The 13,930-nt window shown below is 43.6% G+C and carries 11 protein-coding genes; 5 read left to right on the forward strand and 6 right to left on the reverse strand.

From position 1 onward, the window contains the following. Positions 1 to 111 precede the first annotated feature (111 nt). Positions 112 to 1,443 carry a carbohydrate porin gene (locus tag L3V35_RS14725; protein WP_054547316.1) on the forward strand — a complete coding sequence of 444 codons (1,332 nt, stop codon included), beginning with the start codon at positions 112 to 114 and terminating at the stop codon, positions 1,441 to 1,443. Positions 1,444 to 1,753: 310 nt separating this feature from the next. Here L3V35_RS14725 and L3V35_RS14730 read toward each other — a convergent pair whose 3' ends face one another. Continuing rightward, positions 1,754 to 2,632 (reverse strand): helix-turn-helix domain-containing protein, encoded by an 879-nt coding sequence (locus L3V35_RS14730; protein ID WP_171330504.1) that lies wholly within the window; start codon positions 2,630 to 2,632, stop codon positions 1,754 to 1,756. Positions 2,633 to 2,774: 142 nt separating this feature from the next. Between L3V35_RS14730 and L3V35_RS14735 the strand changes: the two genes are divergently transcribed. Beyond that, positions 2,775 to 5,588 (forward strand): glycoside hydrolase family 3 protein, encoded by a 2,814-nt coding sequence (locus tag L3V35_RS14735; RefSeq protein ID WP_237300159.1) that lies wholly within the window; start codon positions 2,775 to 2,777, stop codon positions 5,586 to 5,588. A gap of 89 nt (positions 5,589 to 5,677) precedes the next feature. Here the strand turns inward: L3V35_RS14735 and L3V35_RS14740 are convergent, their stop codons facing one another. From L3V35_RS14740 to L3V35_RS14760, 5 genes are all read right to left on the reverse strand, one after another. Then, positions 5,678 to 6,583 carry a MalM family protein gene (locus L3V35_RS14740; RefSeq protein WP_146455851.1) on the reverse strand — a complete coding sequence of 302 codons (906 nt, stop codon included), beginning with the start codon at positions 6,581 to 6,583 and terminating at the stop codon, positions 5,678 to 5,680. Positions 6,584 to 6,759: 176 nt separating this feature from the next. Further along, entirely contained in the window at positions 6,760 to 7,497 is a 738-nt protein-coding gene (locus tag L3V35_RS14745; RefSeq protein ID WP_237300160.1) for a dienelactone hydrolase family protein, read from the reverse strand. 217 nt (positions 7,498 to 7,714) lie between these two features. Continuing rightward, a complete protein-coding gene (locus tag L3V35_RS14750) occupies positions 7,715 to 8,644 on the reverse strand; it encodes a pyridoxal-phosphate dependent enzyme (protein ID WP_171314178.1) in 930 nt (309 codons plus the stop codon). 121 nt (positions 8,645 to 8,765) lie between these two features. Further along, on the reverse strand, positions 8,766 to 10,070 hold the full coding sequence (locus L3V35_RS14755) for a HAMP domain-containing sensor histidine kinase (RefSeq protein ID WP_237300161.1): 1,305 nt from the start codon (positions 10,068 to 10,070) through the stop codon (positions 8,766 to 8,768). Next, positions 10,067 to 10,744 (reverse strand): response regulator transcription factor, encoded by a 678-nt coding sequence (locus tag L3V35_RS14760; RefSeq protein WP_029405344.1) that lies wholly within the window; start codon positions 10,742 to 10,744, stop codon positions 10,067 to 10,069. The genes L3V35_RS14755 and L3V35_RS14760 overlap by 4 nt, the downstream gene beginning before the upstream one ends. Before the next feature lie 125 nt (positions 10,745 to 10,869). Here L3V35_RS14760 and L3V35_RS14765 point away from each other — a divergent pair, with 125 nt between their 5' ends. The 3 genes from L3V35_RS14765 to L3V35_RS14775 are packed head-to-tail and all read left to right on the forward strand — an operon-like array spanning position 10,870 to position 13,824. After that, a complete protein-coding gene (locus L3V35_RS14765; protein ID WP_054547324.1) occupies positions 10,870 to 11,889 on the forward strand; it encodes a glycosyltransferase family 2 protein in 1,020 nt (339 codons plus the stop codon). Further along, on the forward strand, positions 11,886 to 13,373 hold the full coding sequence (locus L3V35_RS14770; RefSeq protein WP_065204865.1) for a glycosyltransferase family 39 protein: 1,488 nt from the start codon (positions 11,886 to 11,888) through the stop codon (positions 13,371 to 13,373). Before L3V35_RS14765 ends, L3V35_RS14770 begins: the two co-directional genes overlap by 4 nt. Further along, positions 13,360 to 13,824: a GtrA family protein gene (locus tag L3V35_RS14775; RefSeq protein WP_237300162.1), complete on the forward strand. Its 465-nt coding sequence runs from the start codon at positions 13,360 to 13,362 to the stop codon at positions 13,822 to 13,824. Before L3V35_RS14770 ends, L3V35_RS14775 begins: the two co-directional genes overlap by 14 nt. Positions 13,825 to 13,930 lie beyond the last annotated feature (106 nt).

A 13,930-nucleotide genomic window follows, 5' to 3' on the forward strand; every position in this document is an offset into this window, starting at 1 on the left:
GTAAATGTGGGCTTAGATTTGATCTTCTTTAAATCTGTTCGATTGGTTTTTTTAAGAAAAATAAAGAAAGCGCTTTCTTTGTGAAAGTATAATTTAGAACATGGAGTTATTATGAAACTTTCTAAGCTTACCCTTGCTTGTTTAGTCGCTACAGCTGGCTTGTCTACTGCACCTGCTGTACATGCCGAAAAATCGGATGGATTTGAATTTCACGGTTATTTCCGTGCTGGTGTTCTATTCAGTGAAAATGATGATTTTAAACGTGCAAAGTTCCCTGCATCTAAAGAGCGTTTAGGTCGATTGGGTGTTGAGTCGGATAGTCACTTTGAAGTTGCACTGCAGAAAAATTTTGAGAATGACGGTGGTCAGAAAATTCGAATCAAAACACGAGCTGCAGCCAACAATGCGGAATATGCAACCAACCAGCTTGGTGCCAATGCCGATGCAACCAACAGCGAAATTGGTATGGCAGAAACTTTTGTCGAGTTTGAAGGTGTATCTGAAACCGGTGTTGTATGGGGGGGTAAGCGCTTTTATGGTAAAGATAATTACATCTTTATGACCGACTTTTTCTACACGGATATGTCGGGTACTGGTGTTGGTATTGAAGGTGTTGAGCTAGGTGGTAATAAGTGGGACTTTGCTTACATTGCAAGCGATGATTCTGGCGATACAAGTTTCTGGGGTGACAGCAACAATATCATGCATGCACTTCATGCTGGCGTGAACTTTGGCAGTGTTGAACTTCACGCTATGGCTAAGTATATGCCAGACAATATGGTCGATTTAGGTTTTGGTAATGGTCCAGAAGCATTCGCTGAGAATGGCTATGAAATGACGGCAATTGTTCACACTGAGTCTGTCTTTGGGTTGTCAGATAAAGGCTTTACAAAATACATCGCGCAGGCTGGTAAAGGCTTAGGTTCGGGTAACCTTTTAGGTGGTACTCTTACAACTTACAACACGTACAAGCCTGGTAGCGACTATCAAAGTTGGTTAACGACAGGCACGGGCTGTGGGACGTCTTGTTTGAAGGCTGTTGATGAAAACGATGTATCACTACGTGCTTTAGCATGGGGTGGGTACTTTTTTGACAATGGTGTGAATATTTTCCACTCTCTTCAAACCCAGTACAACGATTTTGACAATGGCGACACAGACGGCTGGGTATCAGCAATGGTGCGACCAACGTTCCCAATTTCAGAAAACTTCTTTATCGCTACCGAAGCTGGTTACATGTACAACTACGAAGACCGTAATGGTGAGTCAAAGAATTCTTATGATTACAAGCTAACAGTAGCACCGACTCTAGTTGTGCACTCTGGCTTCGGTCCATCTCCAGAAATTCGCTTTATGGCATCTTACCTTGATGGTGAAATGCAAGACGGCACGGGTAAAGAGGGCGACTTTGTTGTAGGTATTCAAGCTGACATGTGGTGGTAGAATTTTTTACCTTCGGGTCTTAAGTGATATCGAGCATACCGGGGGAGTGGTATGACGGCCTTGCCTTTAGGGCGGGTAAGGTTCTCGATATCCCTATTTATTGCAATAGTTGATCTCTTTCCTAGCAGCACAAAGAGTTTCATTTTTATTGCTATGAGTCTTCCATATTTGAATTTCTTTTCAAATGTGTTCTTGCCAAAGATACTCATTGACCGCTTCGAAAGAAGCGGTTTTTTTATGTGTGACATATCTAATCTTTTAATCTTTTAATCTTTTAAGGTTTAAGGTTTAAGGTTTAAGGGGCAAAGGATTATGAGTTATGGGAAGAATGTTGCTTTCTAAATTCTCGAGGGCTGCATCCATTTTGGGTCTTAAAACACTTGGAGAAATAATTGCTGTCAGAAAAGCCGCAAGACTCAGCAATGTGTTGGATGCTTTTGTTGTCGTTTAACAATAAGGTTGCCGAGTGTCTAATTTGAAGGCCTTTGATGTATTGGTTCGGGGATGTATTTAAAAACTGCCTGAATAACCTTTCTAGTTGCCTTTTGCTGATATACGCCGCTTGTGCAATGGCTTCTGTATCTAATCCTACTTCTTTGTAATGACGGTCAATATGTGCGAGAGCACGGCTCAATGCTAGGGTTGTTTTTGGTAAGCTATGGGTCTGTTCTTGATATCGCCGAGCAAGTTCTATCGCAAGTTGCTGCATTGTGCTCGTCAATATGATTTCAAACCCCTGTTCTGCATTGTCGTATTCCGATTTGATTTGTTGTAGAAGTTCATTGATTCGTTTCAACTGAGAAACTGATAACGTAAGCTTTGCTTGATATTCCGACGCTTGTCGAGCAATCGGTTCTACCTTGAAAAGTGCTTGATAGCCTGGCATTTGACGCATTGAAGGAACCTCAAAAAAAGGCAATGCCGTATCAAACATCAAGTTTACAATCTTCAGTTTATTTACTTCACAAAATCCATGTTCAATATCCCCATTAATAACAAATACATCTCCTGTACTTAAAGGGTAAGTGTGGCTAGCTACCGTATGCTTCCCGCTACCACTCACAACTAAGAAAAGTTCAGAAAAGTCATGGCTATGTACGTCAAAGTCGAAATCGTGATGACCATCGACATAGGCAAATTTTATCTGGGGATATCTCTGATGACTTTGGAGTCTAAATTTGGTTTTCATGTCGCTATTTTACCCATAACTGTCGCTTATTTGGTAGTTACACGCCGTAGTTAAGATTACTATTTTTTGAACAAAGACAATATTAACTTTTAGAGCGAGAGGTCAAATTTTTGCTCTAAGTAAAAAAATGGTAGGACTCAAAATGAATACTGTGGAAATTCTCGAAGCACAGAAGCAGCTTGCACCAATAAGTCGACAAGCGGCTACTGAGGGCATTGTGCTACTAAAAAATAGTGATTCAATATTGCCATTGCAGACTAGTGATACGGTGTCTCTTTTTGGTCGATGTCAGATTGATACCTACCGAAGTGGCACTGGATCGGGTGGAGCGGTGAATGTGCCTTATTCCGTAAATGCATTACATGGCTTGCATGAAAATCCAAACATCAATCTTAATCTCAGTTTGGTGGAGGTATACCAACGTTGGGTCAAGGACAACCCGTTCAATGACGGCGGTGGTGGTTGGGCAGTAGAACCTTGCTTTCAAGATGAAATGCCTCTTTCAACTTCAGCTGTGATGGATGCTGCCGCCAAATCTAACAAAGCCATTATCTTTATCGGTCGAACGGCGGGTGAGGATCAAGACAATGCACAGCAGCAAGGCAGTTACAATTTAACCGCGCTCGAAATGCAAATGTTGGAGAAAGTGACGGGACATTTTGATGATGTCATTGTGATACTGAACGTGACCAACATTATTGATATGTCATGGGTAAGCTCACTCAAAGATGCAAGGTCGATCAAGGCGATTTTGTATAGCTGGGCTGCAGGGATGGAAGGTGGGCATGCATTAGCTGATGTTTTATCAGGTGATGTTAGCCCGAGTGGACGTTTGACCGACACTATTGCGCACTCTTTATCTGATTACCCTTCCAGCGCTAGCTTCGGAAATAAAGAGCGTAATCTGTACCAAGAAGATATCTATGTTGGGTACCGATACTTTGAAACCTTTAACCCAAAATCCGTTCAATTTGAATTTGGTTTCGGGCTTTCCTACACCAAATTTTCAAATAAATTAAATGCATTAACGATTCTTGGATCCGGCTCTGAACAAGAGTTGGTCTTCGATATTGAAGTTAAAAACATAGGCGAGAAATACAGTGGTAAGGATGTTGTTCAACTGTATGTTGAATCGCCTCAAGGCCAGCTGGGGAAGCCATCTAGAGCACTTACAGGATTTGCAAAAACACCCACTTTGGATCCAAACGAAACAGCACGTGTGAAGGTTTCATTTCTTCTATCTTCGTTAGCGTCATTTGATGATAGTGGTAAGACGGGCCACCCTAATAGCTATGTACTTGAAGCAGGGGAATATCAGTTCTATTTGGGAGGCAGCGTTCGACAAGCAAGGCTGGTTGACGAAAGCATAAAAGTTGATGAACTAATAGTTGTTGAGCAACTAACGGAAGCTCTGGCACCCGTCACCGCTTTTAAAAGGCTCGTTCCAAAAGAGATAGGGCAAAATGGGGTTTACAGTTGCGACTATGAATCTGTGCCACTACGAAGTGTAGATTTGAGCAAACGTATCCTAACTGAACTCCCAACTTCGATTCCTTTTAGTGAAGATAAGGGAATCAAGTTGCTTGATGTGAAGCAGGGACAGGCGAATATTGAGGCGTTTGTATCGCAAATGACGGTACAACAGCTGGCGACAATTGTTCGTGGTGAAGGCATGTGCAGCCCCAAGGTAACCCCTGGCACGGCTGCGGCTTTTGGTGGTGTATCACCAAGCTTGTTTGATTTAGGTATCCCTATTGTTGCGGCTGCTGATGGCCCATCGGGTATCCGAATGGATAGTGGACACAAAGCATCACAAGTCCCGATTGGCACGCTATTGGGCTGCACATGGAATACAGAACTGAATGAACAACTGTTTTATTTAGTAGGGAAAGAGATGCAAGCCAATCATATTGATACATTGCTTGGGCCTGGGATTAACATTCATCGTCATCCTTTGAACGGGCGAAACTTCGAGTATTTTTCTGAGGATCCTCTTTTGACCGGAGCTATGGCGGCGTCTCAGGTTTCTGGGCTTAGATCTGCAGGCGTGTCCGGTACTATCAAACATTTGGTTGCGAACGACCAAGAAACTGGACGATTTGATGTTGATAGTGTGGTTTCTCAGCGAGCGCTCCGTGAGATTCATCTAAGGCCTTTTGAAATAGCGGTAAGGCAAGGGCGAGCTTCAAGCATTATGACCGCTTACAACCCCATCAATGGTCACTGGGCTGCATCTAATTACGACCTCAATACTACTATTCTTCGAAAGGAGTGGGGCTATAAAGGGATAGTGATGACGGATTGGTGGGCAAAAATGAATGACCCAATCAAAGGAGGTTCTGAAAGCCGAAGTTACACATCCTTTATGCTTCGCTCTCAAAATGATCTGTATATGGTCGTTGAGCACGATGGCGCTGAAAGTAACGCATCAAACGACGATACATTACAGGCGCTTGAAAATGGGATGTTGAGTTTGGGAGAGTTGCAACGAAGCGCGATAAATATCTGTCGCTTTATTATGGATTCTCCAGCAATGGATCGCCCATTAGTCATTTTTGATCCAGTTAAGAGCTTTGAGGCGACCCAAAATCTTGATAAACAACAGAGTAAAACTGATGGGGACTTTTGCTCTCTGACGGCGGAGCAACGTGCAATAGAATTACCACTTAATATCAGAGAAAACCGCAGCATTGTTTTGGAAGTTAAACAGGCTGGTGTGTATCGATGTGCAGGTATTGTTAATTACGATAGCGGCACTTTGGCTCAATCTGCGTGTAGTTTGAGTCTCAATAACGTGTATGCGATGTCTCTATCAGTGAATGGTACTAATGGCGAGACAGTTTCAGTTGAGGGGCTTTCCGTTAAGCTTGATAAAGGCTTTTATTCGTTGGATATTGAATTCATCAAATTAGGCTTAGAATTAGAGCAATTAGAATTCTCGTTTATGCCTGAATAGGGCTGAGGGATAACAGTCGTTTATTTAACTCTCGTTTGCTCAAAAAAGAGGTAAAGTGAGAGAAAATAAACGACTACTTTGAGGCTGAGTTATTGTGCTTTTTGATATTGCTTCATCGCGTCAACAAAGGAGTTTCGCATCCCTTCGATTCCTAATCGCTCAGATTCTTCAACGTAAGTCAGTGCTGCACTAAAATCTCCAGATGAAACCGAGTTTTCTATAAGAGTTTGATAAACCTCTTTCTTATTCAGTGTATTTCCCGTTAATAAATCTGATTGGGCTACGGTTGATTCTGGAATAATTTGTTGAACTCGCTTTTGACGGTTCTGTTCTTCAACAACGGTGGTTACCGCTGTGAATTTAAAATCAAAGGAGACTTTCCCGATTGCAGAGTGGGGGATGGCGTAGTCCGTGTTATGGGCGATGTTTGCCTGGATATCGCCAGAACGTATCGCCATATCACTTGGTTTTTCGACAGGAGTTGTTTCCGCGAGTGCTTCGCTGGTTGTGAATACGACCAAGTAAGCAGGAGCCTCGCCGTTTAAGTAACGTTCTTGCAGTTCTATTTGTGCGCCATATCGAGCACCATCAAGCAGGCTAAGTGGCTGGTACTTAATGCTTTCATTGCCAATGACATCTAGCGGCTGGTAATTTTTGTCTAAGACCAAAAGTGACGGAACAAATGCAGAATAATTAGCATTTGAAGTCAATGAAAAACGAATAGCATCTAGTGTTGTAGGAAGCTTTAGCCCTCCAGCAAAGGACCGGCCAGATTTGAACTCGATTTTAGGGCTTGCTGTGGTGATCGAAACAGATGTCTCTTCTGGGTTCGTAATGCTTTGATATTGAATGGTATTCAGGTTTTCGCAGCAGTTTTCGTTATTTTGTAGTGACTCTAGCCCCGGAGAAGTTTTGTGGTAGCTAACCGGTGACTCTGTCACTGTTGAACAGGCGCTGAGTGCGAATACCGCTGGTAGTATTGCTAAATATTTCATAATTTCTCACAGTTAAAAAAGCATATCTGATTCAGAGTGCCTAATTGATAATAGAGATACACTACAAGAAAGCGCTTTCTTTTTGAGTGACGAAAGCCAAATTTAAAGAAATAGTCGCTAATAATTAGTACGAATTAGGTAACAGGCTGCCGTTGAACTGTTATTTAGATTGAAAGTTAACGAGATACCGAACTTAACAACTGAGTAAAGCGTTCCCATGATTTTTGGTCAGCTTCTTGTTGGTAGTTGTTTGAGCCGAACACGGTAAAGGCATGTGGCGCTCCACTATAAGTGATCATCTCATGCGGAACCTTGGTTGTTTCCAGTTGAGCGGCAAGGCTGCCAAAATCTTCCATTGTAATCATAGAATCTGCTGTGCCATGGAATACGACAACCGGAGCTTTGGTCTGAGAGTAGTCTTGTCCTTTTGGTGTCGATAAACCACCATGGAAGGTGACATAAGCTTTCGATGGGATGCCCGCACGAGCGGCTTCTAAAACGGCTGCGCCACCAAAACAGTAACCCATCATCACGTTGTTATCTAAGTTACCACCAAGCCTTTTCGCTTCCATCGCTCCCGCATTAAGTAGTGCACGTATTTTTTCTCTGTCTTTATACAACTCGCCTGTGTGTTGTTTTTTGTCTTTTACTTCGGTCGGGCGAATGCCTTTACCAAATAGGTCGATGGCGAACACGTTGTAACCGAGTTCGTTGAGCATCTCAGAACGTTTCTTTTCGTAATCAGTTAAGCCATCCCAATCGTGAATTAGCAGCACCAAAGGCGCTTGGTCACTGGCCTCACTCCAATAGCCTTCGTAATCCATACCATCGACTTGGTAAGTGATGTTTTCTCCTGAAATCGCAGAGAAGGGCAGTAAAACTGAAAACAGGCCGAGCGTAGTGATTGTTCGCATGCGTGATTCCTTTCGATGACAATTGATATTCCAATCGAAAGTATAGATAACGCGATGATTCTCGCCAGATTTTTGTTTCTAACTTGAAATGTATGGCAGGGAGAGCAGGTGGCTATTGCTGATGAATAGCCATCGAGAGGGAGTGCGATGGCTGTTTTGTGATGTTCTCAGCTTACCAAAACTTGAATAGCTAAACTGGGGGAATAAAGGAAAACAACTACCAAGATGCGTTGGTTTTGCTAATGCTCATCTCCGGATATTTTCGCTGATAGCGCGGCAACATCGACTCATTGCCCAAGATGCCACCTTGATGGATATAGATAATGGTTTTGGTTGGGTTGTTATCTTGCCATCGTTCTAAACATTGCCACATTAATGGATCATACAGCAGATCGAACTCAATGTCGGTTTGCTCTTGTAAGTTCAACCATGTTTGATAATCCTGTTGATACAGCTTACCAAAGTGGTGCTTGGTTTTGAGCGGCAGTATTTGTGGATGATCGGACTCACCAAGCTCATTAAATTGTTGTGTAAGGTAGTCACTGCCGCCAACACAAGCGCAGGTGATTACTGGGATGTTGTGTAACTTTAAGTGCTTATGCAGATACAGCGATGTGCTACCTGTACCTGCGGGCAGTGCAACTACAAAATCGTGTTTGTTTTCGAAACGCGTCCAGCTAAGTATTTCCATCGCCAGTTGCTTCACGCCGTATTCAGAAAGCTGAGATCGTCCACCTTCAGGCAATACAATGCACTGAGAATCTGGCTGTCTTATTTGCTCAATATACTCCTGTGGATGAAGCTCAGAGCCTGTCTCTTTGACTGAAATTACCTTCGCGCCAAGGTCTACTGCACCACGGTAATTACCTATTGGGCATTCTAGTAGCCACTGGGGAAGGTGGTCGACGTAGAACTCAAGCGTCCAACCTTTGATCTTTGCCAGTGCCGCGAGTGAGAACAGAGAGTTAGCCTGCGCAGAACCATAGCTGATCAATGTTGTAGTTTCTGGGTGATCGTCTTCCAGCAGCTTCATGAATTTGCGGGCTTTATTGCCGCAAAAGTGGGAGTGCAGCTGATCGTCACGCTTTAAGAAAAAGGTGTGATCGTTAAATTGATGTTGAGTTACAGGGCTATTATTTAGTTTCATCGCACTTAGTAAAAATGCTGACTAAAAAGCCAGCATTTTAAAATCAAATTGGACTAACGAGTATCTAGTAGCTAGTCAGCGCTGTAAACCAACTAAATCAAGTTTTCGTTGGATATTGAACTTAGTACTGCGAGTTTATTTGCTCTGGTATGGGCGAGGGTGAATCTGTCTGAAAGGCGATTCTGGCAGTGCACCCTCCAGAGTTACGATTGACCAACTCAAAGTCCCAATGGAAGCGTTGGCACAAGTCGTCGACAATCAATAAACCTAATCCATGACCATTCGGATTGTATTGTTCCTGAAGGCCTTCACCTTGGTCTTCAATCACAATACTCTGCTTGGACAGGGTAACAGTGACAGTACCACTATTGGTCGCTGCAATGGCATTCCTCAATAAGTTGCCGACCAACATATTCATGATCGCGCTGGTGGCTTGAATGGTCGGCTCTGATTGAATGTGTGAGGATATCTCGACTTGCTTTTCATCCGCCTGTAATGAATTCTTGGAAACGATAGCTTCTAACTCTTGCTGACTAAACAAGCGCAGTGGTACATCGTCACTGTTTCTTTCATAACGAACTAAACCGAGTAGGGCATCGACCATTTCTGACATCTGGATAATGGCTTCATCAATGCGCTCAACCTGACGAGATTGAAATTCCGTTGTTTCGCTTCTTAATAGCAATTTATTCGCACCACGAGCGACCGTTAGTGGGGTTCTTAACTCATGACTTGAATAACGAGCAAAGGCTTGTTCTCGTTTGAGTAATGAATTAATTTCACGACGATATTGATTAAGCTGATCAGTTAATTGGCGAAACTCAACGGCGGCGTCATCACTTACACCGAACTCTTCACTTAGGTTTAATTTATTTGTCTCAAGTTGCTCTGAAAGTAAGTTGAAAGGTTCTATCAGTCGTTTCGATAATCGATAGAGCAAAGCGCCAAAGCTAAAAATTAAAATGGAAAGTAATGTTAAAACGAATGTTGTTGCGTACACCAATTCGTCATGACTAAACTCGACGCGGTCAACTTCAGATAAAAGGATGATTGGATAGGTTTTCCCTTTGTCAGAATACTCACCGACATACACCATTCGTGAATCAGGCTCTTCTCCTACCTCACCAACAAAGCTCTCTTTACCTTCAATGTATTTCCGGTATTCGATAGGGATGAATGAAGGGTCATTGTATGCCATGGTAAGACCATCGATGCGAATTTTACCACTCTCCCCTGACTGAAATTGCTCGACCGCATAGTTTCGGTCAATCAAGATACGTCTTTCGCCCACCCGATCTTCTGATAGATAAAGTGCAGACATAAACACTATGTAGGTAAAGACCGAGACAATGACCGCCATTGCCCCAAAGAAAACCGCTAGGCGGCCAGTTAGAGTTTTAGTGCTAGTGAGAACGTTCAAAATCAATTTGAAGACTCCAAACGGAATCCTACTTTAGGGACAGTAATCAACATTTGGGTGTCAAAAGGCTTGTCGAGTTGATTACGCAGCTGATAGATATGGCTACGTAACACATCGTTGTTGGGTTCGTCTTCCTGCCATAGCTTGTAGGAAATATCTTCACGAGTCACTACTTCAGGTGCTTTTTGGCACAGCATCTCAAGGATGGTGTAAGTGGTTGGGTTAAGTGCGAGCAGTTTGTCTTTACGGTAGGCTTTACGGGTTTTTTGATCAATGGTGAGTTCATCAAACTGAAGCTTAGAAGAAGCCACTTTTCCTCGGTAACGACGAACAAGCGCTTTCATTCGGGCTTCCAAAATATCCAAATCAAAAGGTTTGGTTAGATAGTCATCGGCACCATGCTCAAACCCTTTCAACATGTCATCTCGGCTATCTAACGCGGTAAGCATTAGAATAGGCGTTGCGTTGCCTTGGTCTCGCAGTTTATTACAAACCGTGAGGCCGTCCATTCTTGGCAACATCAGATCCAATATGATGATATCAAATGAGTTTTCCAACGCGAGTTGCAGGCCGAGTTCGCCGTTGTCCGCATAATCGAGTTCCATGCCAATACACTCAAAATAATCAAACAAGACACCTGCGATTTCACGGTTATCTTCGACTAATAGAACTCGTTTCATTTTGATTCTCATACAGAAATAGACGGTAACATTATCCTGAGTGAGCGTGAAAAATATGTCAATAACATAACTTTCACTTATGGGAGGGTAGATTGGATTCAGATTAAAAAATAGAAGAACGTATTATGTCTGAACTTCATATAAGCCGCCCTAAAGTCTCCACATCGCAGATCAACCCTGCGGTTTCTCTGTCTATCATTGTGCCTTTTTACGATGAACAAGAGGTATTGGAAGAGTTCCACTCTCGCCTTACCAAGGTGCTTGATAGCTTACCCATCAAGAGTGAAATCGTTTATGTCGACGACGGTAGCAAAGACAGCAGCTTGGAGTTGGTGAGCTCATTCACTTCAATCAATAGCTCAATTTCTGTTATCGGTTTAAGCCGTAATTTCGGCAAAGAATCAGCGATGAGCGCAGGCCTTGAGCACTGTCGGGGACAAGCGGTGATTTTGCTAGACGCTGACTTACAAGATCCACCTGAGCTTATCCCGCAAATGATTGCCAAGTGGCGCGAAGGTTATGACGTCGTCAATATGCAGCGTAGCCAGCGCGACGGTGAAACATGGTTTAAGAAGTTTTCAGCAGCGAGCTTTTACAAAGTAATGAACGTGGCTGCGAAGATTGATGTGCCTGAGAACGTGGGTGACTTTCGACTGTTAAGCCGAGAGGTTGTCGACCATATCAATCAGCTTCCAGAACGTAACCGCTACATGAAAGGCATTTTTTCATGGCCGGGTTTCCGACAAGCGACGCTCCAATTTAAGCGTGATGCTCGCTTCTGTGGTGAGACCAAGTGGAACTACCTCAAGTTAATCGGTTTGGCGATGGATGGGATTACCTCGTTCTCTATCCGACCTCTGCGTATTGCGACGGCCGTTGGTGGTTTAGTGGCACTTACTGCTTTTGTGTATGGCGTCTTCATCGTATTCAAAACGATCATGTTTGGTGAGCCCATCACGGGCTATCCGTCAATGATGGTCGTGCAACTTGCCCTTGGCGGTATTCAACTCCTGAGTATTGGTTTAATGGGAGAGTACATAGGTCGTATTTTCATTGAAACCAAGAATCGTCCTTTGTATCTGATCCAATCGGTGGTCGATACACCTGCATTAAAAACACATTTCAAATTAGAGGAGTCAGCATGAGCCTGAACAGAACGCACCTATGGTATTTGTTGGCTTTTGCACTGGTTTTAAGACTCCTATCTTTGGCGACTTATCCGTTAATGGATACTACGGAGGCGCGCTACGGAGAAATGGCTCGCTTGATGGTAGAAACCGGTAATTGGTTAACACCTCAGTTTGATTACGGCATTCCTTTTTGGGGCAAGCCACCGTTGTTCACATGGATGAGTGCTGCTGGTATTGAGCTGTTTGGTTTGAGTGAGTTTGCTGTTCGTGCACCTCACTGGTTAGCGGGAGTAGCGACGATTTTGTTAACCGCTTACATGGCGAAGCGAACTGGGCAAAGTGCGTTGGTTGCCGCGGTAGTGTTGGCGACATGCGGTATTTTCTCTATTGCCGCGGGCGCTGTGATGACAGACATCGCGTTAACCTTAGCGATGACCATTGCCATGTTAGGCTTCTACTTGTGTTGGCTAGGAGGAGAGGGTTGGAAAGGCGAAGGCAGTGCGAAGACTAATCGATCTTGGGGTTATGTCGGTTTCATTGGTTTAGCGTTAGGCTTGCTTGCAAAAGGGCCAGTAGCGATTGTCATTATGGGCATCGCAGTTTTCCCTTGGTTAGTATTACAACATGGCTTCTTTGGCGCTTTCAAAGTGCTTTGGCAACGCTTTCCATTGTTGTCTGGCTTGGGTGTGATGCTAGCGATTGCTTTGCCTTGGTACATCATGGCTGAAATGGCAACACCGGGCTTTATTGATTATTTTATTGTTGGCGAGCACTTTAAGCGTTTTGTTGTGAGTGGCTGGGAGGGCGATTTATATGGTTCTGCCCATGATCAAGCAAGAGGTATGATCTGGCTGTTTTGGCTTCAAGCGGCTGCGCCGTGGTCGATTGTATTACCTATGTTGGCATTTGCTCGACGTAAGAAAATTGCAGAAATTAATACTGAAAATCGCGGTTTGTTTTCATTTCTTGTCTGTTGGTTGATTTCACCTCTGATTCTTTTCACTATGGCGGGCAATATTCTCCCAGCTTACGTCCTGCCAGGTATTCCGGCCCTTGGCTTGTTGATTGCTATACTCGTAGTGGAAAAAGATAAGAAGTGGTTCTCGAGCGTGGCTTTGGTTCTACCTGTGTTGCTAATGATTGCGATGGTCTACCTGAATCTCGGCAAGGCGAACGAGAAAAGTGACCGTATTATCTTCGAACAGATTACGGATTCTGCGCCAAGCTTTTACGTGGGTAAACGACCATTCTCTGGGCAATTTTACAGTCATGGTCAAGCGAAAAAACTTCTCGATATCGAGCAGCTAGATGGCATTGATAAGTTCTATCTGATTGGTAAAAGATCTGAAGTGGAAACCAAGATTAAAGAGAACGCATTAACGTGTATTCTAGAGCCAACGGTGAAAATAAAGCGTGCTTTATTCAGCTGTCATAGCTCAAGCATCAAGCCAAATCTATCGTTGAGTCACATTCAAAGTGGCAGCGATGTTCAGCGTTAACTCGGGGTTACGAATGTTCAACAACAAGCTTCAAACGCACAGTCAGAGGTTACGCTCTCACCACAAGGTGGTTCGATTTGCTGTGGTTGGGGCTGGTGGGTTTGTTGTTGATTGCTTAGTGTTTACGTTACTGCATTATGCCGTTGGGCTGCCTTTGATGAGTGCACGGATAGGATCTTTCATTGCAGCCGCAACGACAACGTGGTTTGGTAATCGAGTGCTAACTTTTGACTTCAAAGGGCAGGGTAGTTGGTCAGAGAAGTTGATTCAGTGGCAAAAATTCATGTTTTCCGCATCGATATCGGCGATACCTAATTTGCTGTGCTTTAAGCTGATGACGGAATTGCTTCCTGCATTTACTGGGGCTGTATTTATCGCAATGGCCGTTGGTATCTTGGTGGGCATGGTCACTAACTATTTGTTTAGTCAGTATTGGGTCTTCACCCGTTAAGCGCCCTTGTAATCCAATAGCCAAGTGAAACCTTCGGTTAGTCATCGGTAACAGAAACAAAAAAGCGCAGCTAAATAGCTGCGCTTTGTATTTTTACGATAGTGAA

It is taken from the genome of Vibrio sp. L5-1, from assembly GCF_021728315.1.
GTDB classification, from domain to species: domain Bacteria; phylum Pseudomonadota; class Gammaproteobacteria; order Enterobacterales; family Vibrionaceae; genus Vibrio; species Vibrio splendidus_K.

What these genes read in the sequence shown, in the direction of transcription:
- L3V35_RS14725 (WP_054547316.1), top strand. Translation starts at nt 112, where the DNA reads ATGAAACTTTCTAAGCTTACCCTTGCTTGTTTAGTCGCTACAGCTGGC.
- L3V35_RS14730 (WP_171330504.1), bottom strand. Translation starts at nt 2,632, where the DNA reads ATGAAAACCAAATTTAGACTCCAAAGTCATCAGAGATATCCCCAGATA.
- L3V35_RS14735 (WP_237300159.1), top strand. Translation starts at nt 2,775, where the DNA reads ATGAATACTGTGGAAATTCTCGAAGCACAGAAGCAGCTTGCACCAATA.
- L3V35_RS14740 (WP_146455851.1), bottom strand. Translation starts at nt 6,583, where the DNA reads ATGAAATATTTAGCAATACTACCAGCGGTATTCGCACTCAGCGCCTGT.
- L3V35_RS14745 (WP_237300160.1), bottom strand. Translation starts at nt 7,497, where the DNA reads ATGCGAACAATCACTACGCTCGGCCTGTTTTCAGTTTTACTGCCCTTC.
- L3V35_RS14750 (WP_171314178.1), bottom strand. Translation starts at nt 8,644, where the DNA reads ATGAAACTAAATAATAGCCCTGTAACTCAACATCAATTTAACGATCAC.
- L3V35_RS14760 (WP_029405344.1), bottom strand. Translation starts at nt 10,744, where the DNA reads ATGAAACGAGTTCTATTAGTCGAAGATAACCGTGAAATCGCAGGTGTC.
- L3V35_RS14765 (WP_054547324.1), top strand. Translation starts at nt 10,870, where the DNA reads ATGTCTGAACTTCATATAAGCCGCCCTAAAGTCTCCACATCGCAGATC.
- L3V35_RS14770 (WP_065204865.1), top strand. Translation starts at nt 11,886, where the DNA reads ATGAGCCTGAACAGAACGCACCTATGGTATTTGTTGGCTTTTGCACTG.
- L3V35_RS14775 (WP_237300162.1), top strand. Translation starts at nt 13,360, where the DNA reads ATGTTCAGCGTTAACTCGGGGTTACGAATGTTCAACAACAAGCTTCAA.